This is a genomic window from Massilia sp. CFBP9012 (assembly GCF_034045115.1).
In the GTDB taxonomy this organism is placed as follows: domain Bacteria; phylum Pseudomonadota; class Gammaproteobacteria; order Burkholderiales; family Burkholderiaceae_D; genus Telluria.
In genome coordinates this window covers 51688-75408 of record NZ_JAXCWM010000003.1, presented here as the reverse complement: position 1 = coordinate 75408, position 23721 = coordinate 51688, and the positions used below count along the sequence as shown (strand labels likewise).

At 65.4% G+C, this 23721-nt stretch carries 23 protein-coding genes; 13 read left to right on the top strand and 10 right to left on the bottom strand.

The features are described from left to right. Positions 1-8: 8 nt before the first annotated feature. Positions 9-1187: an acetyl-CoA C-acetyltransferase gene (locus SOM61_RS05290; protein ID WP_320473133.1), complete on the bottom strand. Its 1179-nt coding sequence runs from the start codon at positions 1185-1187 to the stop codon at positions 9-11. A gap of 332 nt (positions 1188-1519) precedes the next feature. Here SOM61_RS05290 and minC point away from each other — a divergent pair, with 332 nt between their 5' ends. The 4 genes from minC (at position 1520) to SOM61_RS05270 (ending at position 4163) form a co-directional block, all read left to right on the top strand. After that, entirely contained in the window at positions 1520-2314 is a 795-nt protein-coding gene (gene minC / locus SOM61_RS05285) for a septum site-determining protein MinC (protein WP_320473132.1), read from the top strand. Between the two features lie 36 nt (positions 2315-2350). Beyond that, positions 2351-3166 (top strand): septum site-determining protein MinD, encoded by an 816-nt coding sequence (minD, locus tag SOM61_RS05280; RefSeq protein ID WP_123070085.1) that lies wholly within the window; start codon positions 2351-2353, stop codon positions 3164-3166. Position 3167: 1 nt separating this feature from the next. Then, on the top strand, positions 3168-3419 hold the full coding sequence (minE, locus tag SOM61_RS05275; RefSeq protein ID WP_005663943.1) for a cell division topological specificity factor MinE: 252 nt from the start codon (positions 3168-3170) through the stop codon (positions 3417-3419). Positions 3420-3626: 207 nt separating this feature from the next. Then, on the top strand, positions 3627-4163 hold the full coding sequence (locus SOM61_RS05270) for a carboxymuconolactone decarboxylase family protein (RefSeq protein WP_320473131.1): 537 nt from the start codon (positions 3627-3629) through the stop codon (positions 4161-4163). A gap of 44 nt (positions 4164-4207) precedes the next feature. Here the strand turns inward: SOM61_RS05270 and SOM61_RS05265 are convergent, their stop codons facing one another. Continuing rightward, positions 4208-4822 (bottom strand): hypothetical protein, encoded by a 615-nt coding sequence (locus SOM61_RS05265; RefSeq protein ID WP_320473130.1) that lies wholly within the window; start codon positions 4820-4822, stop codon positions 4208-4210. A 224-nt stretch (positions 4823-5046) separates the two neighbouring features. On the opposite strand from SOM61_RS05265, the gene SOM61_RS05260 reads away from it, so the two are divergent. The 9 genes from SOM61_RS05260 to SOM61_RS05220 all read left to right on the top strand — a co-directional run bounded on the left by SOM61_RS05260 (position 5047) and on the right by SOM61_RS05220 (position 15259). Further along, positions 5047-5736: a response regulator transcription factor gene (locus SOM61_RS05260; RefSeq protein WP_123070088.1), complete on the top strand. Its 690-nt coding sequence runs from the start codon at positions 5047-5049 to the stop codon at positions 5734-5736. Positions 5737-5810: 74 nt separating this feature from the next. Further along, complete coding sequence (gene hemA / locus SOM61_RS05255) at positions 5811-7085, top strand: glutamyl-tRNA reductase (protein ID WP_320473129.1); 1275 nt, start codon at positions 5811-5813, stop codon at positions 7083-7085. A gap of 108 nt (positions 7086-7193) precedes the next feature. Beyond that, positions 7194-8270: a peptide chain release factor 1 gene (gene prfA, locus SOM61_RS05250; protein WP_320473128.1), complete on the top strand. Its 1077-nt coding sequence runs from the start codon at positions 7194-7196 to the stop codon at positions 8268-8270. A 294-nt stretch (positions 8271-8564) separates the two neighbouring features. Then, on the top strand, positions 8565-9047 hold the full coding sequence (locus tag SOM61_RS05245; protein ID WP_320473127.1) for a disulfide bond formation protein B: 483 nt from the start codon (positions 8565-8567) through the stop codon (positions 9045-9047). Then, positions 9044-9865, top strand: coding sequence for a peptide chain release factor N(5)-glutamine methyltransferase (gene prmC / locus SOM61_RS05240; protein WP_320473126.1), 822 nt, complete (start codon positions 9044-9046; stop codon positions 9863-9865). The genes SOM61_RS05245 and prmC overlap by 4 nt, the downstream gene beginning before the upstream one ends. A 58-nt stretch (positions 9866-9923) precedes the next feature. After that, positions 9924-11978 (top strand): DUF885 domain-containing protein, encoded by a 2055-nt coding sequence (locus tag SOM61_RS05235; protein WP_320473125.1) that lies wholly within the window; start codon positions 9924-9926, stop codon positions 11976-11978. 77 nt (positions 11979-12055) lie between these two features. Next, a complete protein-coding gene (gene gshA / locus SOM61_RS05230) occupies positions 12056-13651 on the top strand; it encodes a glutamate--cysteine ligase (RefSeq protein ID WP_320473124.1) in 1596 nt (531 codons plus the stop codon). 49 nt (positions 13652-13700) lie between these two features. Beyond that, a complete protein-coding gene (locus SOM61_RS05225) occupies positions 13701-14753 on the top strand; it encodes a histone deacetylase family protein (protein ID WP_320473123.1) in 1053 nt (350 codons plus the stop codon). Positions 14754-14791: 38 nt separating this feature from the next. Beyond that, positions 14792-15259, top strand: coding sequence for a GNAT family N-acetyltransferase (locus tag SOM61_RS05220; protein ID WP_320473122.1), 468 nt, complete (start codon positions 14792-14794; stop codon positions 15257-15259). Between the two features lie 12 nt (positions 15260-15271). Here SOM61_RS05220 and SOM61_RS05215 read toward each other — a convergent pair whose 3' ends face one another. The 8 genes from SOM61_RS05215 to SOM61_RS05180 form a co-directional block, all read right to left on the bottom strand. Then, positions 15272-15628, bottom strand: coding sequence for a hypothetical protein (locus tag SOM61_RS05215; RefSeq protein WP_320473121.1), 357 nt, complete (start codon positions 15626-15628; stop codon positions 15272-15274). Positions 15629-15721: 93 nt separating this feature from the next. Beyond that, positions 15722-17065, bottom strand: coding sequence for a sensor histidine kinase (locus SOM61_RS05210; protein WP_320473120.1), 1344 nt, complete (start codon positions 17063-17065; stop codon positions 15722-15724). Further along, complete coding sequence (locus tag SOM61_RS05205) at positions 17062-17736, bottom strand: response regulator transcription factor (RefSeq protein ID WP_320473119.1); 675 nt, start codon at positions 17734-17736, stop codon at positions 17062-17064. The genes SOM61_RS05210 and SOM61_RS05205 overlap by 4 nt, the downstream gene beginning before the upstream one ends. A gap of 179 nt (positions 17737-17915) precedes the next feature. Beyond that, positions 17916-19979: a PEP-CTERM sorting domain-containing protein gene (locus SOM61_RS05200; protein ID WP_320473118.1), complete on the bottom strand. Its 2064-nt coding sequence runs from the start codon at positions 19977-19979 to the stop codon at positions 17916-17918. A 150-nt stretch (positions 19980-20129) separates the two neighbouring features. Continuing rightward, the gene (locus SOM61_RS05195; RefSeq protein WP_320473117.1) at positions 20130-20324 is read right to left on the bottom strand and encodes a hypothetical protein; all 195 of its coding nucleotides are present in this window, start codon (positions 20322-20324) and stop codon (positions 20130-20132) included. Between the two features lie 135 nt (positions 20325-20459). After that, positions 20460-20894, bottom strand: a complete 435-nt coding sequence (locus SOM61_RS05190; protein ID WP_320473116.1) for an FKBP-type peptidyl-prolyl cis-trans isomerase — start codon at positions 20892-20894, stop codon at positions 20460-20462. A gap of 143 nt (positions 20895-21037) precedes the next feature. Next, positions 21038-22525: an asparagine synthetase B family protein gene (locus tag SOM61_RS05185; RefSeq protein WP_320473115.1), complete on the bottom strand. Its 1488-nt coding sequence runs from the start codon at positions 22523-22525 to the stop codon at positions 21038-21040. A 101-nt stretch (positions 22526-22626) separates the two neighbouring features. Then, a complete protein-coding gene (locus SOM61_RS05180) occupies positions 22627-23562 on the bottom strand; it encodes a glycosyltransferase (RefSeq protein WP_320473421.1) in 936 nt (311 codons plus the stop codon). Positions 23563-23721 lie beyond the last annotated feature (159 nt).

The following is a 23721-nucleotide window of genomic DNA, read 5'->3' as shown; positions in this document are numbered from 1 at the left end:
GGCCAGCGTCAGTCGCGCTCGACCGCCAGCGCCACGCCCATGCCGCCGCCGATGCACAGGCTCGCCAAGCCGCGCTTGGCGTCGCGGCGGATCATTTCGTGCAGCAGGGTAACCAGCACGCGGGCGCCGGAAGCGCCGATCGGGTGGCCCAGGGCGATCGCGCCGCCATTGACGTTGATCTTGGACGTGTCCCAGCCCATCTGCTTGTTGACGGCAATGGCCTGGGCGGCGAAGGCTTCGTTGATTTCCATCAGGTCGACGTCTTCGTGGGTCCAGCCGGCCTTCTTGAGGCACAGCTGCGAGGCCGACACCGGGCCCATGCCCATGATCGACGGGTCGAGGCCGGACGACGAATAGGCCTTGATGCGCGCCAGCGGGGTCAGGCCCAGCTCTTTCGCTTTCGCCGCGCTCATCATGATCACGGCAGCGGCGCCATCGTTGATGCCGGAAGCGTTACCGGCGGTGACCGAACCTTCTTTGTTGAACGCCGGACGCAGGCTGGCCAGCGCCTCGAGGGTGCTGCCCGCTTTTGGATATTCATCGGTGTCGAAGACGGTCGTGCCCTTCTTGGTCACGATCTCGACCGGGATGATCTCGTCCTTGAACTTGCCTTCTTTTTGAGCAGCTTCGGCCTTCAGCTGCGATTGCAGCGCAAATTCGTCCTGCTCGGCGCGCGAAATATCATATTTCTTGGCGACGTTCTCGGCGGTGACGCCCATGTGGTACTGGTTGTAGACGTCCCACAGGCCGTCGACGATCATGGTGTCGGTGAGCTTGGCGTCGCCCATGCGGAAGCCGTCGCGCGAGCCGGCCAGCACGTGCGGCGAGGCGCTCATGTTCTCTTGCCCGCCGGCGATGACGATCTGGGCGTCGCCGCAGCGGATCGCCTGGGTCGCCAGGTGGGTGGCCTTGAGGCCGCTGCCGCAGACCTTGTTGATGGTGTAGCCGGGCACCATGTCGGGCAGGCCGGCCTTGATGACGGCCTGGCGCGCCGGATTCTGGCCCACGCCGGCGGTGAGCACCTGGCCCATGATGACTTCGCTGACGGATTCGGGGGCGATGCCGGTCTTGGCCAGCAGGTGCTTGATCACTTGCGCGCCCAGTTCGGCGGCTGGAATCTTGGCAAGGGTGCCGCCGAATTTGCCGACGGCCGTACGACCGGCGGCGACGATGACTACGTCTTCCATGTTCAATCTCCGTTCAGCCGGCCGCGGCCGGCAACATTCAGAATTCCCTCGGACTCGGCCCGTCATTCTGTGATGGCGGACTTTGTGCATGGGATCGATAAAAACCTCAAGTTACGGAATGAGGAGCCCATGCTGCTGTTAAAGCATCAGCAATCTTAGCAGTTTATTCATCAAAAACAACAGGCCAATCGTGTGGGTTTGATCTAGCGCATGACTTAATTTTTGGTTGCTGACAAACGTTCAATTTCTGTTAGGAATGATGCGTGCGCTTCTGTCCTTTTCTACAATTTTCACAGTAGAATGCACAAGCGCAACGCCAACTACACCGCTTTATGCCTAAAACCACGCTTCCCATCGAAATCAAGATTTCCACGGTCGTTGCCATTTCCACGATCCTGCACTCGGCCGACCCGGAAGCCATCGACTCCGCGCTGGAGCAGATGACCGGCGGCGTATCGGACTTCTTCGAGGACGAGTTCGCGGTGATCGACGTGGCCGCGATCGCGCCCGAAGCGCCAGGACTCGACTGGGCGGCGCTGGTGTCGCTGCTCAAGAAATACCGCCTGAACGCGGTCGCCGTGCGCGGCGCCAGCCCGCCGATGGTGGAAGCGATCCGGGCCCAGGGCCTGGCGCTGGACGACGGCTCGAGCGGCGTACGCGCCAGCGGCCATGCAGCCCCGCCACCGGCCCCTGCCGCGCCCGAATCGGCGCCCCCCGCGGCTCCGGCAGCGGCGGCGCCCGCGCCGACGCCGGCCCCGGAAGCGGTCGCTGCCCCGGCCGTCGTGCCGATGATTATCGACACCCCGGTGCGCGCCGGCCAGCGCATCTATGCGCGCGGCACCGATTTGATCGTCACCGCCGTGGTCAACAATGGCGCAGAATTGATCGCCGATGGCAGCATCCACGTGTATGCGCCGCTCAATGGCCGCGCACTGGCGGGCGCCTCCGGCAACCCCGATGCCCGCATCTTCGCGCTGTCGATGCAGCCGGAGCTGGTCTCGATCGCCGGCGTGTACCGCACGTTCGACGAAGGTTTTCCGTCCGACCTGTCGCGTCAGCCAACGCAGATCCGGCTGGTCGGCGACCGGATCGACATCCAATCGCTGGCTCCGGCACCCCGCGCCTGATCCCCGAACTGAACAGATACTGTAAAGGACTTTTTTGTGGCAAGAATTATTGTTGTGACGTCCGGCAAGGGCGGTGTGGGCAAAACGACCTCGAGCGCCAGCTTCTCCACCGGCCTGGCGATGCGCGGCCACAAGACGGCGGTGATCGACTTCGACGTCGGCCTGCGTAACCTCGACCTGATCATGGGCTGCGAACGCCGCGTGGTCTACGACCTGATCAACGTCGTCAACGGCGAAGCGACCCTGAACCAGGCGCTGATCAAGGACAAGCACTGCGACAACCTGTTCATCCTGCCGGCTTCGCAGACGCGCGACAAGGACGCCCTGTCCGAAGAAGGCGTGGAGCGCGTGCTCAACGACCTGGTCAAGATGGACTTCGAGTTCATCATCTGCGATTCGCCGGCCGGCATCGAGCACGGCGCGCTGATGGCGCTGACCTTCGCCGACGAGGCGATCGTGGTCACCAATCCGGAAGTCTCGTCGGTGCGCGACTCGGACCGCATCCTGGGCATCCTCCAAGCCAAGTCGCGCCGCGCCCAGAGCGGCAGCGAGCCGGTCAAGGAACACCTGCTGATCACCCGCTACTCGCCGAAACGCGTGGAAGCGGATGAAATGCTGTCTTACCAGGACGTGCAGGAAATCCTGCGCATCCCGCTGATCGGCATCATTCCGGAATCGGAATCGGTGCTGCACGCCTCGAACCAGGGCAACCCGGCGATCCATTTCAAAGGCACCGACGTGGCCGATGCCTACGAGGACGTCGTGGCGCGCTTCCTGGGCGAAGAACGCCCGCTGCGCTTTACCAACTACGAAAAGCCGGGCATATTCCAGCGCATTTTCGGAGCCAAGTGATATGGCATTGCTTTCATTCCTCTTCCCCGAAAAAAAGAAGAGCGCGACAGCCGCCAAGGAACGCCTGCAGATCATCATCGCACGCGAACGGACCAACCGCGCCGGTCCGGATTTCCTTCCGGCCCTGCACCAGGAGCTGATCGCGGTGATCTCGAAGTACGTCAAGGTCAATCCCGACGACATCAAGGTCTCGCTCGACCGCCAGGGCAACCTGGAAGTGCTGGACGTAAACGTGGTGCTGCCGGATACCTGAGCGGCGCCGCCCTTGGCCCGACGATGCCCGCCCCGTGCGGGCATTTTCTTTGGCGCCGGGCATATTAGTAGTGAGACGATCGGGCAATTTTTAGTTGAATGCGAGCATTCAAAGTATCGATGGGCCTGCCTATACTGGGTTCATGGCTGCAACACATCGGACAGCCAGCCAAGCAAACCCAACGATATTTTGACAAGGAGCTTCAGCATGACCCGTCTCGCCTCCCACCCCGTCTCGGACGCCACCGGCGCCGCCGCCCAACTGTTCAGCGCCATCCAGGGCGCCGTCGGCAAGGTGCCGAACGCCTACCGCGACATCGGCAGCAACAGCCCGGTGGTCCTGGAATCGGTGCTGTCCCTGGACGCCAGCCTCAAGAAAACCACGCTGTCGGCGCGCGATATCGAAGTCATCAAGCTGGCGGTCAGCGCCGTCAACGGTTGCGACTACTGCGTGGCCGCCCACAGCCTGATGGGCAAGATGGCCGGCCTGCCCCCCGATGCGCTGGCCGCCGTGCGCCAGGGCCAGGCCACCGGCAATGCCCGCGAAGATGCGCTGGCCGACTTCGCGCGCCACCTGGTGACGACCCGCGGCACCGTGGATGCAGGCGTGATCGAGGCGGTGAAGGCGGCCGGCGTGAGCGACGCCCAGATCGTCGACCTCACCCTGGCGATCACGGCGATCACCCTGACGAATCTGTTCAACCGGATCAACGATACGGTGGTCGATTTTCCGAAGGTGGCTTGAACCTGTGGGAGGCTCGGCCTCCTACAGGTTCCGCCAACCTTACGTTACATCACCAGCACCGGCTCTTTCGCCGGCCCGCTGACCGCCCCGCCATTGACCGGCGTGGCGGTCGTGTCATCCTTCTCCTCCACCGGCTGCGGAGCCTCGCCCGCGGACTCGGCCCGCTCCAGCTCCTGCACCACCTTCACGCAGGCTTCCACGTGCTGCGCCCCCATGCGCTTGAACAGCGTATAGCCGATCGCCGCCGACGCGATCTGGCCGGCCAGCGGCACCATCTTGGCCGTGGTCTTGACCGCCATCCGGCCGGCCACGACCCGGAACAGGCGCGCCACCGCCCCGCGCGTCACCAGTTTGCCGACCAGCATGCCGCCTACCGAGGCCGCCGCCTTGTAGGCGATCACGCGCATGCGCGGATGCAGGCGCTCGATCTGCTTCTGGGTCAGGCCGAATTCGGCATTGATCTGGTCGACCAGGGCGGCGAAGCCCGTGATGTCGGCCAGCAGGTCGAGGCCGGGCACCGGCACCGCGGCCACCGCCGCCGAGATGGCGGCGCGTTTCTTGACCAGGGCCAGGCAGCGGGTGCGGGTGGTGTCGATCTCGGCGCCGCTCACGGGCACGCGATCCTCGGACACAGTGATGTTTTTGCGTGTAAACAACATAATTTCCCCCTCTACATTATCTGAATGACATATAAATTTCAGTCTACGCCTATGGGGAGATTTTCTGCGTGGTCCCTTTAACACAACAGTCTTATAGTACAAATGTCACCTTTTGGTGTCCAAGCGAAGTTTATCAGTAGCATCGTTTTGTGAAAGTCTGATATATTTGGTTTAACTTTGTAGGAATCTTCCTACATAGGCAACCACACAACATTTCGCCCGTCATGAAGATCGCCGTCCTGGAGCAAGACCGTCCCCAAGCTGACCTGATTTGCCAGGTCCTCAGCGCTGCTGGCCACAGCTGTCAATCGTATGACAGCGCCAAGGAACTATTAGGACAGTTACGCAAGGACAGTGCCGACATGCTGGTGATGGACTGGAATGTTCCCGATATGGAAGGCGCCGAAGTACTGCGCCGTGCCAAGGAAAAGCTGGCGTCCACCGCGCCGACCATGTTCCTGGTCGGGAATAACGCAGAAGACGACATCATCGCCGGCGTCACCGCCGGCGCCGACGACTATCTGGTCAAGCCGCTGCGCCGCGGCGAGCTGGTGGCGCGCGTCTCGGCCCTGCTGCGCCGCGCCTATCCGTCGCAGAACAGCGCCGAGCAGCTGCAGTTCGGCCCGTACACCTTCGAGACCCGTCCCGGACGGCTGCTCAGGGACGGTTCGGTGATCGACGTGACCCAGAAAGAATTCTCGCTGGCGCTGCTGTTCTTCAGGAATATCGGCCGCCCGCTGTCGCGCGCCTACATCCACGAATCGGTGTGGGTCCGCGAAAACGACGTGCCGTCGCGCACCATGGACACCCACGTTTCGCGCGTACGCAACAAACTCCATCTGCGGCCAGAGAACGGCTTCCGCCTTGTGCCGGTCTACAGCTATGGCTATCGGCTGGAAAAGCTCGGCGCCTAGGCGGCCCCGCCTGAAACCCTGAAGGCAAGAGGGTATAATGGCGCTAGTCCATTGACCCTCGCCCTCCCCCCGAAATGCAACTGCTTGCCGTCGGCCTGAACCACACCACAGCACCGGTCTCGCTACGCGAGCAGCTGGCGCTCGCGCCCGACCAGATCGGCACGGCGGTGCAGTCGGCGCGCGGCTGGTTCGCGCGCCAGGGTTCCACCGGCGGCGAAGAGGCGGCGATCCTCTCGACCTGCAACCGCACCGAGATGTATGCGGCGATCAAGCTGCCTGATCCGCTGGACGCTTCCGCCCAGTTCCTGGCGCATTATCACGCACTCAACTACGCCGAGCTGCGCCCCCACCTCTACCTGCTGCCGCAGGACGACGCCGTGCGCCACGCCTTCCGCGTCGCTTCGGGCCTGGATTCGATGGTGCTGGGCGAGCCGCAGATCCTGGGCCAGATGAAGGATGCGGTGCGCACCGCCGACGCCGCCGGCGGCCTGGGCACCTATCTGCACCAGATGTTCCAGCGCACCTTCGCGGTCGCGAAGGAAGTACGCACTACCACCGAGATCGGCGCCCACAGTGTGTCGATGGCCGCCGCCGCGGTACGCCTGGCGCACCGCATCTTCGACCGCATCGCCGACCAGCACGTGCTGTTCATCGGCGCCGGCGAGATGATCGAGCTGTGCGCGGCCCACTTCGCGGCCCAGAACCCGAAATCGGTCACCATCGCCAACCGCACCATGGAGCGCGGCGAGGCGCTGGCCACCCGCTACAACGGCCGCGCGATCCGCCTGGCCGACCTGCCGGACAATCTGCAGCAATTTGACATCGTCATCTCGTGCACCGCCTCGACCCTGCCGCTGATCGGCCTGGGCCTGGTCGAACGCGCCGTCAAGGCGCGCCGCCACCGCCCGATGTTCATGGTCGACCTGGCCGTGCCGCGCGATATCGAACCCGAAGTCGCGCGCCTGGACGACGTGTTCCTGTACACGGTCGACGATCTGGCCCAGGTGGTGCAGACCGGCATGGAAAGCCGCCAGGCCGCCGTGCGCCAGGCCGAAGCCATCATCGAGACCCGGGTCCAGTCCTTCATGCACTGGGTGGGCGACCGCGCCGTGGTGCCGGTGATCCGCGACCTGCACGAATCGGGCGAGGCCTTGCGCCAGGCCGAGCTGGAACGCGCGCGCAAGATGCTGGCGCGCGGCGACGATGCCGAAGCCGTGCTCGAAGCGCTGTCCAAGGGCCTCACCGCCAAGTTCCTGCACGGCCCGCAACAGGCCCTGCACCAGGCTGAGGGCGACGACCGCGCGCGCCTGGCCACTCTGCTGCCGCAGCTGTTCCGCGGCCGCCGTTAGCGCCCGATTCTCCCGGCGGCCCCGCCCGCCATGCGCGCCAGCTCGCGCAAACCCGCGCAACCCGGCCCTTCCCGCGGCCATCCGACCATCTTCATACCGAGACTGCCCATGAAACCTTCCATGCTGTTCAAGCTGGACCAACTCGCCAACCGCCTCGTCGAGCTGGATGAACTCCTGATGAGCGAAGGCGCCACCGCGAACATGGACAGCTACCGCAAGATGTCGCGCGAACGCGCCGAACTGGCGCCGCTGGTCGACGTGTACCGCCAGTACCAGGGGGCGCTCGGGGATACCGAGGCGGCCCGCGAGCTGCTGCAGGATCCCGACATGAAGGACTTCGCCCAGGAAGAAATCGAAGCCGCGAAAGAACGCATGGCGGGCCTGGAGCTCGAGCTGCAGAAAATGCTGCTGCCGAAGGACGCCAACGACGAGCGCAATATCTTCCTCGAGATCCGCGCCGGCACCGGCGGCGACGAGTCGGCCCTGTTCGCCGGCGACCTGCTGCGCATGTACACCCGTTTCGCCGAGCGCAATCGCTGGCAGGTCGAGATGGTGTCCGAGTCGCCGTCCGACCTGGGCGGCTATCGCGAAGTCATCGTGCGCCTGGTCGGCAACGGCGCCTATTCGAAGCTCAAGTTCGAGTCGGGCGGCCACCGCGTGCAACGGGTGCCGGCCACCGAAACGCAGGGCCGCATCCACACCTCGGCCTGCACGGTGGCGGTAATGCCCGAGGCGGATGAAGTCGAGGACGTCGACATCAACCCGGCCGACCTGCGCATCGACACCTACCGCGCCTCCGGCGCCGGCGGCCAGCACATCAATAAAACCGACTCCGCGGTGCGCATCACCCACTTGCCGACCGGCCTGGTGGTGGAATGCCAGGACGACCGCAGCCAGCACAAGAACAAGGCCTCGGCCATGAAGGTGCTGGCCGCGCGCCTGAAGGACGCCCAGCTGCGCGAGCAGCAGTCGAAGGAAGCGGCCACCCGCAAGAGCCTGATCGGCTCGGGCGACCGCAGCGAGCGCATCCGCACCTACAACTTCCCGCAGGGCCGCCTGACCGACCACCGCATCAACCTGACCCTGTACAAGCTCGACTTCATCATGGACGGCGACCTGAAGGAGCTGACCGAAGCGCTGGCGCAGGAACACCAGGCCGAATTGCTGGCTGCGCTCGGTGACTGATTGACGCAACTGAGTGACTTAAGTCATTGTTAAGTTGCCAGATTGAAAATGGCGAAGCGTCGCTAGCAACGTTTATGCGAAAATAAGCGCATGCCTGCCTCCCGTTGGCGCCCGCGTCATACGCTGGCCTAAGCACGTCGTTCCCGCGCAGGCGGGAACCCAAGTTGATTCGCGTCGCCATCGTCATCTACCGCAGTCGATGCGCTGGCGAACTTGGGTTCCCGCCTGCGCGGGAACGACGGGTCCGAAGATCACTGGAAGCGCATCCGCACCGGTCCACATCGAGAAAAATCCATGCCCACCAACCGCCAGATCCTGTTCGCCATCTCGTCGATCTCGTTCGCGCTGATCGCCGTCGCCCTCTATCTGCAGCACAGCATGGAAATGCGGCCCTGCCCGCTGTGCGTGATCCAGCGCTATATGTTCCTCGCCATCGGCGTGTGCGCCCTGGTCGGCGCCATCGGCGGCAAGGTGCGCGCAGCCACGATCCTGGCCCTGCTGGCAGCCTTCGGCGGCCTGGTCACGGTCGGCAAGCACCTGTATGTGATCGCCAATCCCGGCTTCTCGTGCGGCATCGATCCGATGGAGACGATGCTCAACAAGATCCCCACCGCCGAATACCTGCCGTGGCTGTTCCGCGCCGACGGCCTGTGCGAAGGCGCGACCGACACCATCCTCGGCCTGGCGATCCCGCAATGGTCGGCGGTCTGGTTCGTGGTGCTGACCGTGCTGCTCGGCTGGACGCTGCTGCGCCACTCCCGCGCCAAGCGGGCATGATCGAGGCCGGCGCCACCCTCGGGCAGGTGCGGCTGTCGCTGCCGCTCGATCCGCTCGAAAACCGCATCCTGCTATGCCATGCGCTGCGCCTGCCGCGCGTGGCCCTGATCACGCAATCGGAACGCGTGCTCACGCCTGAAGAAGCGGCGCAGTTGGAAGCGCTGGTGCGGCGCCGCCTGGACGGCGAACCGATCGCCTACATCGTCGGCGAGCGCGAGTTCTTCGGGCTGCCGTTCACGGTGACGCCGGCGGTGCTGATCCCGCGTCCGGACACCGAATTGCTCGTCGAACTCGCGCTGGAGCGCCTGGCGCCGCAACAGCGCGTGCTCGACATGGGCACCGGCAGCGGCGCGATCGCCGTCGCCATCGCCTATACGCGGCTAGATGCCGACGTCACGGCGCTCGACGTCAGCGAAGAAGCGCTGGCCGTCGCGCGCGCCAATGCCGCCGCCAACGACGCGCGCGTGCGTTTCCTGCGCAGCGACTGGTATCAAGCGCTCGGCGCCGAGCGCTTCCACCTGATCGTCTCGAACCCGCCGTATATCGTGGCCGGCGACCGCCACTTGGACGAGGGCGACCTGCGCTTCGAGCCGATCGACGCCCTCACCGACCATGCCGACGGCCTGTCCGACCTGCGCACCATCGCCGATGGCGCCGCCGCGCACCTGGAACCCGGCGGCTGGCTGCTGCTCGAGCATGGCTACGACCAGGCCGAGGCGGTGCGCGGCCTGTTGACCGCAGGCGGCTACGGCGAGGTGCAGAGCTGGCGCGACCTGGCCGGCATCGAGCGGGTCAGCGGAGGCCGCCGCAGTGCCTAGGGCGCGCACCCCTCGGGATGGGCTTGTTAAAATGACCAGTCCTGATTCCGGAGCATGCATGCGCATCCTGTTCGCCTCCCTCGTCCTGCTCGCGCCGCTGCATGGCGGCGCCGCTGCGGTGATACCGCCCGCGCCGCCTGCTGTCACCCAGGATGCGTCCGCTGAGCAGTCACCCGTGCAGCCGTCCGTGCTGGCCGCCCGGCTCTACGAGCGCGACTGGCAATGGCAGTTGCGCCATGCGCCCGAGAAGGCCACCGCCCTGGGCGAGCATCGCTACAACGCGTTCTTGAGCGACACCTCGCTGGCGGGACGCGCGGGGGCGCTCGGGCACGAACGCGCCATGCTGGCGGCGGCGCAGAAAATCGACCGCGCGCAGCTGGACGGCGAAGACCAGGTGTCGTACGACCTGTTCGTGGCCGACAAGGAGCGCCTGATCGCCGCCGGCGCGCTGCGTCCTTTCGATCCGCTCCCGATCACCGCCTACGATGGCCTGCAGGTGCGGCTGCCGCGCCTGGTCGCGCAGATGCCGTTCGCGAACGACGCCGACTACCTCACCTATCTGGCGCGCCTGCAGGCGCTGCCGGCTCATGTCGACGGCCTGATCGAACAGCTGCGCGCCGGCAAACAGGCCGGCTGGACGATCCCCAGGACCGCCATCGCGCCGGTGCCGGATGCCTTGCGCGCGCTGCGCGAAAAAATCGCCGACGGTGCGCTCGGCGCGCCGTTCCAGCGCATCCCGGCGACCATCGTCCCCGAGGTGCGCGACCAGTTGCGCGCGGCCGGCAAGGCGGCCCTGGAACAGCAGGCGGCGCCCGCCCTGCGCAAGCTCGAGGACTTCCTGCGCCAGGACTACGTTCCGACCGCGCGCGACAGCATCGGCGCCGCGGCGCTGCCGGGCGGCCCGGCGTGGTACGCCCAGCTGGTGAAGGACAGCACCACCACCGCGATGACCCCGGCCCAGGTGCATGCACTCGGCCGGCAAGAAGTGGCGCGCCTGCGCGCCGAGATCGAGGGCCTGATCCCGCGCACGGGCTTTCGCGGCGGCTTCGCCGAATTCATCGTCTTCGCGCGCAGCGACCGGCGCCTGTTCTTTGTCGACGCGGCGGCCCTGCTCGACCGCTACCGGCGCACCCTGGCGCTGGCCCAGGGGCGGCTGGGCCGCGTCGCGACCGTGATTCCGGCGGCGGGCATCGTGGTCAAGCCGATGGGCGGCGATGGCGCTGGCCAGCCGGCCGCCTATTACGAGGCCGGCAGCGCGGCGCGCACCGCCGCGCTGGTGGTCGACACGGCGCGCCTGAACGCGCGCCCGATCTGGCAGGTCGACACCGTGGCCCTGCACGAGGGCGTGCCCGGCCACCACCTGCAGGTGGCGCGCGCCCAGGAACTCGCGCTGCCGGCGTTCCGGCGCAACGGCTGGTACGACGCCTACGGCGAAGGCTGGGCCACCTATGCCGAGAGCCTGGGCCCCGAGCTCGGCCTGTTCCAGGATCCGTTCTCGCTGTTCGGCCACCTCAACGAAGAGATGTTCCGCGCCGCGCGCCTGGTGGTCGACACCGGCATCCATTCGCTCGGCTGGACGCGCCAGCAGGCGCTCGACTACCTGAACACGCATACCGCCAATCCGCCGGGCGACAACGAGGCCGAGGTCGACCGCTACATCGCGCGCCCGGGCCAGGCGCTGGGCTACAAGATCGGCCAGCTGCGCATCCTGGCGCTGCGCACCCAGGCGCGCGCCACGCTGGGCAAGCTGTTCGACCTGCGCCGCTTCCACGACGCCCTGCTCGGCGGCGGCGCGCTGCCGCTGGCCGAACTGGAACGCCGCATGGGCCGCTGGCTCGCGGCCGAGAAGGATCCGGCGACGCGCGCCAATGCGCCGCAGGCCGCGGCCAGAGCAAACGCCGACGGCGACGGCGACGCCGCATTCAATGCCGCATCCGAACCGGTATCGACCTGGGAACCGGCCTTCGAATTCGACTTCGTGCTCGACGGCGAACTGCCGCCCGGCTACGACCCCGGTCCATCGCCCGATTTCGAGCCGCCTGCCCCACCGGCGCCGGCGCCGGCCCGCAAGTCCTTCAGCGCGCCGCCCTGGCTTGCGCCTTTGCTTGAATGAGGGGCGCCCGAACGCGCAGTCCGATTTTCGGTTAATCTCTGCACCAACCGAACTGGCAGTATAAGAAAGGAAACACTGTGTCGAACCAATTCAACCGCCGCCTGGCACTGCTCGACGACGACGACCACCGCGCCTTGCTGGGCCAGGGCTTGCGCGGCATCGAGCGCGAAACCCTGCGGGTCGACGCGGCGGGCCAGCTGGCGCGCACCCCGCACTCCCCGGCACTCGGTTCGGCCCTGACGCACCCGCACATCACGACCGACTACGCCGAGGCGCTGCTGGAATTCATCACGCCGGCCGAGCACGACATCGCGCTGGCGCTGCACCGCCTCGATGCGATTCACCGCTACGCCTATGCCAAGCTGGGCGACGAGATGTTGTGGGGCGTGTCGATGCCGGGCGAACTGCCGCCCGAGGAAGATATCGAGATCGCCTGGTACGGCAAGTCGAATATCGGCATGCTCAAGCACGTGTACCGGCGCGGCCTGGCGCTGCGCTATGGCAAGGCGATGCAATGCATCGCCGGCATCCACTATAACTATTCGCTGCCGGAACAATTGTGGCAGCTGTTCGCGCAAGAAGAAGGGATCGCCGAGGAACGCCGCCACGCGCTGCGCGACTTCCAGTCGGAAAGCTATATCGCGATGATCCGCAACTTCCGCCGCTATTCCTGGCTGCTGATGTACCTGTTCGGCGCGACGCCTGCGCTGACCACCAGCTTCCTGCGCAGCCGCGAGCACAATCTCGAGACGCTGTCCGACGACACCCTGTACCTGCCGTACGCGACCAGCCTGCGCATGAGCGACCTGGGTTACCAGAACGACGCCCAGTCCGGCCTGCGTCCGCACGAGAACAGCCTGGAGAGCTATGTCACGAGCCTGATGGATGCGGTCAACCGTCCCTACGAGCCCTACGCGAAACTGGGCACGCAGAAGGACGGCGAATGGATCCAGCTGTCGACCAATGTGCTGCAGATCGAGAACGAGTATTACTCGACCATCCGTCCCAAGCGCGTGATCCGCACCGGCGAGCGTCCGGTGCAAGCCCTGTGCAACCGCGGCGTGCAGTACATCGAGGTGCGCTGCCTCGACGTCGATCCGTTCGAGCCGGTCGGCATCGCCCTGGACACCGGCCGCTTCCTGGACGCCTTCCTGCTGTTCTGCGCGCTCGAAGAAAGCCCCCTGATCAGCGCCCACGACAGCCAGCTGCACGCGCGTAACTTCGCGCGCACGGTCAAGGAAGGGCGCCGCCCCGACCTGACCCTGACCCGCGACGGCCTCGAAGTGCCGTTGAAGGAATGGGCGCTGGAACTGATCGAGCGCATCCGCCCGGTGGCCCAGCTGCTGGACGACGGGCATAACGAAGGCGACGTGCACCAGGCTTCGCTGGCCAGGCAGAAGGCGAAGATCGAGGATCCATCGCTCACCCCGTCGGCGCGGGTGCTGGAAGAAGTGCGCGCGCTCGGCTCGGCCGCGGCCTTCGGCCTGCAGCAGAGCCGCCTGCATGCGGCCACCTTCCGCGACAGCCCCCTGATGCCGGCCGAGGAAGCGCTGTTCGACGAGATGGCGGCCGGCTCGCACGCCGAGCAGGTGAGCATCGAAGCGATGGACACCGGCAGCTTCGACGACTTTGTTGCGGCGTATAACAGCAGTAAGCTATGCTCCAACAACTGAGATAGGCGCCAATCGCGGCGCCGATCGAATCCGCAGCCGCGAGGACCACTTGCTCACGTTTTACAACGAACACCATGCCCAGCATGACGGCCGCGGCCACGTCGCGCTCGAGCGCGGCGAGCTGGCGCCTTGTTCCGAAAAACCCGAGCGCGTCGCCATCGTGCTGAAGGAATGCGAGCGGCGCGGCCTGGGCGCCATCGTCACGCCGCACGGCGTGCCGCTCATGACGCTCGAGCGGGTGCACACCCCGCGCTACCTGCATTTCCTGCGCAATGCCTGGAGCGAGTGGATCGGTCTCGATCCGCGCAATGCCGGCAAGGACGCCTTCCCGGCAGTGTGGCCGGTGCGCACGCTGCGCGCCGATGTCGAACCCGAGAATTTCAGCGCCCGCCTCGGCCTGTATTCGATGGACGCCGGCACCCCGCTCACGGGCGGCACCTGGATCGCGGCCAAGACCGGCGCCGACTGCGCCGTCAACGCAGCCCACGCCCTGCAACGCGGCGAGCGCGGTACCTTCGCGCTCACGCGCCCACCCGGCCACCATGCCGGCAGCGATTTCTTCGGCGGCGCCTGCTTTTTGAACAATGCCGCGCTGGCGGCCCAGCACCTGCTGGACGACGGCCTGGAGCGGGTTGCCATCCTCGACCTCGACTACCACCACGGCAACGGCACCCAGAGCATTTTTTATCACCGCAACGACGTGCTGTTCGTCTCGATTCACGCCGACCCGCGCGTCGCCTATCCGTTCTACCTGGGTCACGCCGACGAAACCGGCAGCGGCGCCGGCGCCGGCTACACGATGAACATCCCGCTGGCGCCCGGCTGCGGCAGCGGCGCCTGGTTCGCGGCGCTGGAAAGCGCCTGTCTCAAGATTTCCATGACCCGGCCGCAGGCGCTGGTGGTCTCGCTCGGCGTCGATATGGCCGCGCAGGGACCAGATCCGCGCTTCGGCCTGCAGGGCGGCGACTTCCTGCGCATCGGCGAACGCATCGCCCACCTCGGCCTGCCGACGGCCTTCGTGTTCGAGGGCGGCAACGCCAGTCCCGAACTGGGCATCCACACGGTCAATGTGCTCGAGGGTTACGAGACCGCCGCCGAATAAGCATCCGCCACACACTTCACAACCATCGCTTCGCATCCATGACCACTCCTAGCCTGATCGACTGGCAATTCTCGCGCTTCGCCGACCTTTCTCCGTTCGACCTGCATGAAGTGCTGGCCCAGCGCCAGAACGTCTTCATCCTCGAACAGACCTGCCTGTATCCCGACATCGACGGCCAGGACCTCGATGCCCACCACCTGCTGGGCTGGCGCACCGTCGATGGCAAGCGCAGCCTGGCCGCCTACCTGCGCGTGCTGGCCCCGGGCGCCAAGTACGACGAGATGTCGATCGGCCGCGTGATCACCACCCCAGCCGCGCGCGGCATCGGCGCCGGCCGCGCCCTGATCGGCGAGGGCATCCGCCAGGCCGAGGCGCTGTATCCCGCCCACCGCATCCGCATCGGCGCCCAGCAATACCTGGAGCGCTTCTACGCCAGCTTCGGCTTCCAGACCGTCTCGGAACCGTATGACGAAGACGGCATCATGCACATCGATATGCTGCGCTAGGAATCTGATTCGTCAGTCGCAGCGGCGCGGCCGCAGGCCCGCTTCGCGCTCTTTCCTGGCCTCGCGGTCGCACTCGATCTTGCGCACCATCTCGAGGCTGTCCTTGCTGTTCTGGGTCGAGATGCGCTGGCGCTCGAGCGCATTGAGCTTTTCGTTGTCGCGCCGGGTTTGCTGCGAGAGCATGCACTCGGTGTATGCGCGCGAACCCTGGCGCGCGCCGAAATCGGCGCAGGTGCCGGTGTCCTCGGCGAGATGAATGGCTCGCCGCTGCTCGGGCGACTGGCATGCCGCCAGGCCCGCGCCCAGCATGGCCACGAGGCCCAGCGTCATGAGGGGGCGGCAAGCCGCGCCCAGATATGGTCGATTCATAGTGTTCTCCTGTCTGACATTCGGTGGCCGGCCGCGTGGCCGGAGGCGACAACGTCGCCATGCAGGACAGTAGAACAGCGCGGGATTGCGGGATCATGGAGTGCGCGGCGAAGCCGGCCGCGCCGGCGCCAGGTCGACGCGCGCAATCGTGCCGCCGCCGGGCGCGCCGAGGATGGCCACGTGGCCGCCGTGGCGCTCGACCACCTGCTGCACCAGGTGCAGGCCAAGGCCGCTGCCGGCCGATCGCGGCCGCAGGCGGTGGAACGGTTCGAACACACGCTCGCGCTCTTCCGGCGGAATACCCGGCCCGTCGTCCTCGACCTCGAACCCCGGACCCCGCACGCGCACGACCACGTGACGCCCGCCATGTTCGATCGCGTTCTGCACCAGGTTCGTCACCACCCGCTCGATCGCCCCGGAGTCACCCCGCACCGTCTGCACCGCATCGACCTCGACCTCGATCGAGCGGTCGGCGGCGATCAGGAGCGGCGCCAGGTCGGCGGCCACGCGCCGCACCAGCGCAGCCAGGTCGATCTCTTCGTCGCGCCGCGCCGTATCCAGGCGCTGCAGATCGAGCATCTGTTCGGTCAGGTTGGCGAGCCGCTCGACGTCGCTCCCGAGCCGGCGCGTGTCGGGGTCCAGGGAGGCATCGACCTTGACCCGCAGGATCGCGATCGGCGTGCGCAATTCGTGGGCGGCGGAGGCGATGAAGCGCCGCTGCCGCTCGTATCCCTCGTCGAGGCGGCCGAGCGCATCGTTCACCGCCCGCACCAGCGGCGCGATTTCGCTCGGCACCTGCGCTTGGCTGAGCCGCACGCCGCGCCGGTCGACGTCGATGCATTCCGCCTCGGCGGCGATCCTGGCGACGCCGGCCAGCGAACGCCTGACGATCCAGGGGATGGCGATCAGCGACATCAGGACCATCAGCAGAAAGATCGGCAGCGCGGCGACGTTGGACGCCGCCAGGACGGTAAAGCCCACCTGCGTCAGCTTGCCATGCCCGAGGATCGTCACCGGACCGGCGGGCGAGTCTTCTCGGCGGATCACGGCGCTCAGTGCATGCGGCGCGAAGCGGTCGCGCACATGGCCGTAGGAGAGATTGCGCAGCAGGCTGGTGGCCGCTGCATATTGCGCCGGCACCTGGCCGAAGCTGAGGCGGCGGCCATGGTCGTCCTCGGCCACGAACCACAGGTTCGGCGTCTCGGCGCGCAGCGCGGCCAGTTGCTTCGTCATGCGCAGCGCCAGGGCGCCGTCTTGCGCGCGCACGATGGCGGCGGCGATGACGGGCGTGATCCGCTCGTCGGTATACGGCCCACCGCTATCGGCGCGCAGCGCCAGCGCGACGAGGAGCGGGAAGCAGATGAACAGGATGGCGAACTGGAACAGCAGCGGCTGGACGATCAGCGGCCGCTTGAGCGAGGGCGGCCTGCGGCTCACGGCCGCGCCTGCAGCAGGTAGCCGACGCCCTTGATGGCGTGGATCTCGATGCCGGCATCGATGGCGGCCAGCTTGCGGCGCAGGCGCGAGATATGGGAGTCGAGCGTGTTCGACTGGATGGCGTCGTCGAAGCCATACACGGCCTGTTCGAGCGATTCGCGCAGCACGGTGCGCCCGCGCCGCTTGACGAGCGTCGCCAGCACGCGCAGCTCGCGCCGCGCGAGGTCCAGCCGCACGCCCGCCACGCTCGCCTCGTCGTTGGCGACATCGAACACGAGCGCGCCGACGTGGATTTCCTCGGGACCGAGTTCGGCGGGACGACGCCGCACCGCGCGGATGCGCGCAAACAGTTCTTCGAGCGCGAACGGCTTGACGAGGTAATCGTCCGCGCCCTCGTCGAGGCCGGCGACGCGGTCAGTGACTTCGCCGCGCGCGGTCAGCATGATGACGGGCAGGCCGGGATTGCCGGCGCGTAGCGACGGCAGCAGGGACAGGCCATCGCCATCGGGTAAGGTTCGGTCGAGCAGGACCAGGTCGTAGGAATTCAGGCGGCTGGCCTCGCGCGCCAGCGCCAGCCGGTCGGCATGGTCGACGACGTATTTTTCGCGCTCCAGCGCGCCGCGCACCGTGTCGGCGAATTCGGTTTCGTCCTCTACCAGCAGAATTCTCATCGGGGCATCTTCCATGGACAGGTGGCTTGGCTCGAATGAGCATACCTGCCGCGCATTGCGGCAACATGGCGTGCGCCCTCCTGTTCAGGTCCGGATAGCTGCCCTTGCTCCCTTCCAAAGATACACTACCGCCCGCCTGCCGCCGGCGGCGCGGACGCGCCCGTTCACATGACCAGTGGTCAGCAACCGCAGGGCGGCGGATCGAGCCGCACGTACAGGCAATCTTCCTGATTGCAGGCCTGCGCCAGGATCTGGCGCGCATCGCTGATGTCGGTCGCGCTGACCAGGACCCAGCCCGTGGGCAGCGCGGCCAGCTCGTTCAGGTCGCGCATCGCGCCTTTTTCGTACAGGAAGGCGTGCGACGCCGGCCCCTCGGGCGTGATCGCGGTCGAGGAACCCACCACCGAGGCGGCATTGTTCAGGCCCCAGGCAGCACCGTAGTTGCCGCCCAGGGAACCCAGGCTACTCATGACGCCGCCCGCATACAGGAAGGGCAGTTCCATGAAGTAGCTGCCGTCGACGACGATGCCGGTATCGGCGATGCCGACCACCTCGCCGGCATCGTTGATGTCGAAGGCGCTACTGTTCTTGCCGCCCAGCGTGCCCAGGCTGCGCATGATCTGGTCGCGGTAGACATAGGCGAGATAGTGCGGCGCCGGGAAGGCGTCGCCCGTGACCGATGCGGTGCCGGTCACGGCGCCGTGCCGGTTGATCGCGGCGGAGCCGCCCCAGGTGCCGCCGAACGTGGGGATGATGCGCGTGATGCCGTTGGCGACGACAAAGCCGCGGCCACGCTCGCCGACGCCGCAGGCGGCATTGCCGGACACGGCGCCGCTTTCGTTCAATCCGCTCGCCGAGTTGAAGCCGACCAGCACCCCGCGCCCGGCATTGCGCAGGCCGGCCGGAGAGAACACGTGGGCGGCATCGACATAGGCCCCGGCCAGGTGGCCATGGCCGTTGATGGCGGCCGCGCTCGAACCCGGCGCCAGGGCGGCGTAATCGCGTACGGTGGCGCCATCCCACACGGCGGCCGCGCCGTTGCTGCCGGCCACATGGCCCTTGCCGTTGATGGCCCTGGCATTGAGTTCGGCCGGAAGGAAGGTGACCCGGAACCGCCCCGGCGCGTCCTGCGCCGCTTGGGCCGGCGGTGCGGCCGCCGCCAGCGGCGCCGTCAGCGATCCCATCAGGAGCGTCGGCGCCATCCAGCGCAGGCGCGCGCGCAAGCGCCTGCGCGCATGCCAGCCCAGCAGCACCAGCCCCGTTCCCAGCATCGCCCAACTGCCCGGCTCGGGCACCGCAGTGACCAGGTCGAGCCGCACCGCACGGCAGTCGCCCAGCCCGTTGCAGGCCTGGGCCAGGATCTGGCCGGCATCGTTGACGTCGAGCGCATTCACCAGCTGCCAGTCGCCGCGTTCGCCCACCAGCGCATTCAGGTCCAGCATGCCGTCGGCCCCGCTGTCGGCCCCATACAGGAAGGCGTGGTAGCCGAAGCCGCCCACGCTGCCGATGCCGGACAGGCCCACCACCACCCCGGCATTGTTGAGCGCATTGGCGCGCCCGGACACGCCGCCCAGCGTGCCGAGATCGATCATGCGATTCTCGTCTGGCGAGAACAGGAAGGGCCGCTCGCTGAAATTGTCCTCGAGCCCGGACCAGCCGGCGACGAAGCCGGCGTCGTTGATGTCGTTCGCTTCGCTGAACCAGCCGCCCAGCGAGCCGAGGTCGTGCTGGATGCCGTCGCGATAGACCGAGGCGGTGCGGCGCGGATCGCCCCAATCGTCGCCATCGCCGGCGCGGCTGGCGAAGCCGGCGATATGGCCGCTGGCATTGATCGCGTTGGCCACGCTGATCGTGCCGCCGAAGCTGCCCAGCTGGGTCACCACGCCCGACTGGTACAGGAAGGCATAGGTCTCGGAAAAGCCCACGGCGCCGAAGCCCGCCACCTGGCCGGCGTCGTTGATGGCGGTGGCCCAGGTGCCGTAGGCCGGTGGCACGTTGAAGATCGAGAAGGCGCCGCCGGCATACACGAAAGCGTCGCTGCCCACGCGGCCGACGATGAAACCGCCATTATTGATCGCCAGGCCTTCGCTGCCGGGCAGCAGCGAATTCAGGTAGGTGGTGCCGCCCGTCGACCACACTGCCGCCCCGCCCTGCGCGGTGCCGACCACCCGCCCGGCGCCGTCGAGGCCGGCGGCGGTGAAATCCTGCGGCAGCCAGGTCATGCGGTAGAGCGGCTCTGCCATGGCCAGGCCCGGCAACACCAATATAGCCAGCAACAATTTATTTAAGAAATGTTTGCGCAGGGACATGATCGATCCTTCCGGAGGCCGGCGAATCTCAACGATGTCGCAAATAAAGCGGGGCCGTTCTGCGCCAGCGCAGGCGCGCGCCGGTCACGAGGCGGCCAGGCGGCCGGCCCCGAGCAGCAGCACCGCGGCCGCCAGCAGTAGCCAGGCGGGCGGGTCGGCGGCGAGTAGGGGATCGACGACGACGCAGGCGGGGAAGGTTGGCGCCGGCGCGGGTGCGGCGGACGCGGCGCCGGGACAGATGGGCAGCAGGCAGACGGCAAACTGGAAAGAGGAACGCATGGTCGGCTCGGCATGAAAAGCCCCGAGCATCGCCCGCCACCGCCCCGCAGGCCGTGCGCCAGGTCAGCCGTGCGCGCAAAAAAAAGACCGGGGCAACGCCCCGGTCCGGTACCTCATTGGTCAAGCCTGAATGGCTTACTCGACCTTGGTCAGGGTGATTTCGTACACCAGGCCCGAGTTTCCTGGAATCGGACCGTTGCCCGCAGGGCCGTAGGCCTGGTTGGACGGGATCAGGACCGTGCGCTTGCCGCCGACCTTCATGCCGATCACGCCCTGGTCGTAGCCGGGAATCACGCGGCCGCTACCGATAACGTAGGCTGGCAGGTCGCCTGCCTCCAGGCGCGCGCCCTTGAAGTCGGTCGCCTTGTCGTTGTACAGCCACAGGACGTACTGGGTGCTGACGCGCTTGCCGGTGATCGCCTCGGCGCCGGTGCCGACCGTGATGTCGGTCTTCGTCAGCGTCGCCGGGCTGCTGACGGCTGGCTTGTTGTCGTCGCTCCCGCCGCCGCCGCAGGCGGTCAGGGCGAGCATGGCGGCGAAGGCTGCGATCAGGGGGAACTTCAGTTTCATGGGGTGTCCTCGACTGGGAAAAGCAAATAAGGTTTGTGTAACGCAACCTCGTACCTTATCGAATCAGTCCTATGAAACTGTCTGGAATTTGTCTGATAATTGTCACGCCGGCATCTGCAATAGACGTGCCCGTTCCGCAGCGCTCAGCGACGCGATGCGATATCGAGCTGGTCGAGATAAAGTGCTAACGGACTGTACCAGTGCGTAGACGCGCTGAATGCTGAACTGAACAGGGTCCGCATGGCGCGCGGAAGGGCAAAGCGCTTGTTGATCAGTCGTGATGTGGGGCGAAGCAGCAGGCGCTTGGCTACCTGTTTGCCAAAATCTGCATGAAGCCGCATGAAGTCTGGCGAATCGGCTCGCTTACCCTTGTCTTCATAGGGAAGACCTGCATGCGCGGGATATGCGCGGCTTATTGTATCTGTATGGAAGGTATGATCGATCAGCATTTCTACAGGCAGTCCGGTAAGGAAGTCGTAGAGATCATGATCCAGGAATGGCGCATACACCGTTGGCACATCTCCCATCAGGCCATATGGCACCAAGGCAATCTCGCGCCGTGTACGGTTCCAGAAGAAGAACGATCCGACCGGATTTGGACTATCCAGATGCGTCTTTACTTCTTTCTCCAGATGGCTGATAGCGAGTTCCAGGCTTGTGTTCCGGTATAACTGCGGCGTGAGAAGATTGCTGAGTTTCCTCTCGGCTTTGCTAAGGAGCTGTGTTGCGATCTCGTTGGGAGTAGCGGTCTGGAATAATCGCAGCCGCTCCTCTGTCAGGAAAACGCTTTGAGAAAGAACATCTCCTGCAATACCGTCATAAACAACACGATCTCGCTGGCGAATATTGGATACTGTCTCCAGATACCAGGAGTGTTCATCGGTGCAATAACTAGTCAACGGATTTTTCGCCGCTTCCGCTTTGTAAAATGAGCCGGATTGCGCAATGATGTCATGCTTCAAGCCGAATTCTTGCGTAAGCATGGTAGCGATGCGCGCATCTTCGTTTCCCCGTGGTGGGAAGTGGAGTGCAGTAATGCAGCGACCAGGCTTATGTCCTTGGCGGAGCAGTTCAAACAAGATATGTCGTGAATCGCGCCCTCCGCTCAATGGCACAGCGAAATTCGCATCGGAGGGAGCCCGCCGGGTCATCGAACAGCGGAAAAGTTCGTTATAGGTGTCGAGCGCAGATGTGCGAGATTCGCCACGACTGGGGGCGCCACGGGCCCTGGTCGCGCGTTCAAGACGCAACTCGCCATCCCAACTCAGTGTTGCCGCTGGCGGCAGTGCGCGGATGTGGCGGAAAGGTGTATCTTCGCCGATAAAAAAACCGAGCCTGAAGAATACAGACAGCGCCGTTTCATCCAGTTCGGGACTGGCACCGGCATTGAGAAGCTGATCGATGGACGAGGATATCGCGAATTCCCCGTCGCGTGAGTAATAAAAAACCGGGAACATCCCGTAGCGGTCGTTGCGCGCAGTTAAGCACTTCCCATCCCAATTCCACTCGACGTAGATGCCATCGGGATTACCCGATTCTCGTGCGATCTGGTGGCCAAGAGCACAATGCGCTTTTCCCCGAGCATCAAACCCTTTAGTCAGCCGTTTGACGTGGAAAAATGATTCGTTCATTCCAATATCCAATTCATGAGTAGATTGCTGCGCAAGTTCTATATCACAATCCGTTCAACGATCCAGTCTTGCGATGCCCGGTTGAGCCCGCTAAGGCAAGCTCATTGTTTCCGCGATGCTGCGTTTTTCAGATCATGTGCCTGATGCAAGAATCCGCGCGTGTGATGGTAGTGGAAGCGCGCCTTGAACTTGGCTTCACGATCGCCACGCAAGGTTGCCAAGGCGATTTGCAGCGCATGACGCATTTTTTTCGTATATAACCAGCGGGGTACGCCAAACAATGTGGGGAAATGCGTCAGATCGCCGGTTTCCAGACATGTACCTCGTCCTCCGCGGAAAGCGCGACCCAGGCAAAACTCCTCGGTCAACTGATGTGGACGAATAAAATGGTTGACTCGCGCATTGTTGCAGAACCAGGCCTTATGGCCTGCGGCGACGACACGTTTATTGAATTCCGTCTCGCTACCCATAATATAGTTACCGCGGTTCGGTCCTACATTCGGGTTGAAGCGGTGTCCGGCGTCGAACACTTTGCGGCGCACCGCCATATTCGGCCCCCATATGGCGCCGGGCTGAATCGGGCCGTCGCTGAAGTTGGTGATTGCGAACGCTAGCCCAAGTGGAACGTGACGCAATACCCAGTCAGGAGGTGGCGCGCCCCAATCGGGCAATATTGCACCGCCAAACAAGTCATAGTCAGCGTTCTCCAGCATACAAGCCTGCATCGCAACAAGCCATCCGCGCTCAGGCGTGGCGTCATCGTCTGTCATCACGAACAACTCGGCGGCCGGCCGACGTTGGAGCGCCAGCTCGACGCCACGGTTGAGCGCGGCATTCTTGCCGCTTCGCTCCTGATGAACGTATTCGATCGGCAATAATTTTGCGTAAGATTCGACGATCGAACGGGTCGCGTCATCGCTACCGTCATCCACCACGATGGCCGACCACCCGCCTGCAGGTTGTGCAAGGTTCGCATATCCTTCCAACACTTTTGGCAACGTCTTTGCCCCGTTGCACGTTGCCATAATAATGATCATGGACAAGATTTATCTCCTATAGTCACCTGAATCTTCGTGAGTGTGGCCTGATAACTGCCAGCCGCAAGGGTAGTGAGGAGGGGCGGTTTCGGCTTCAAGTCCAGAAAGCGGCAAGTGTCTTCAGGCCAAGTAGCAGGCATCGCCGTACTTACCCGCGGC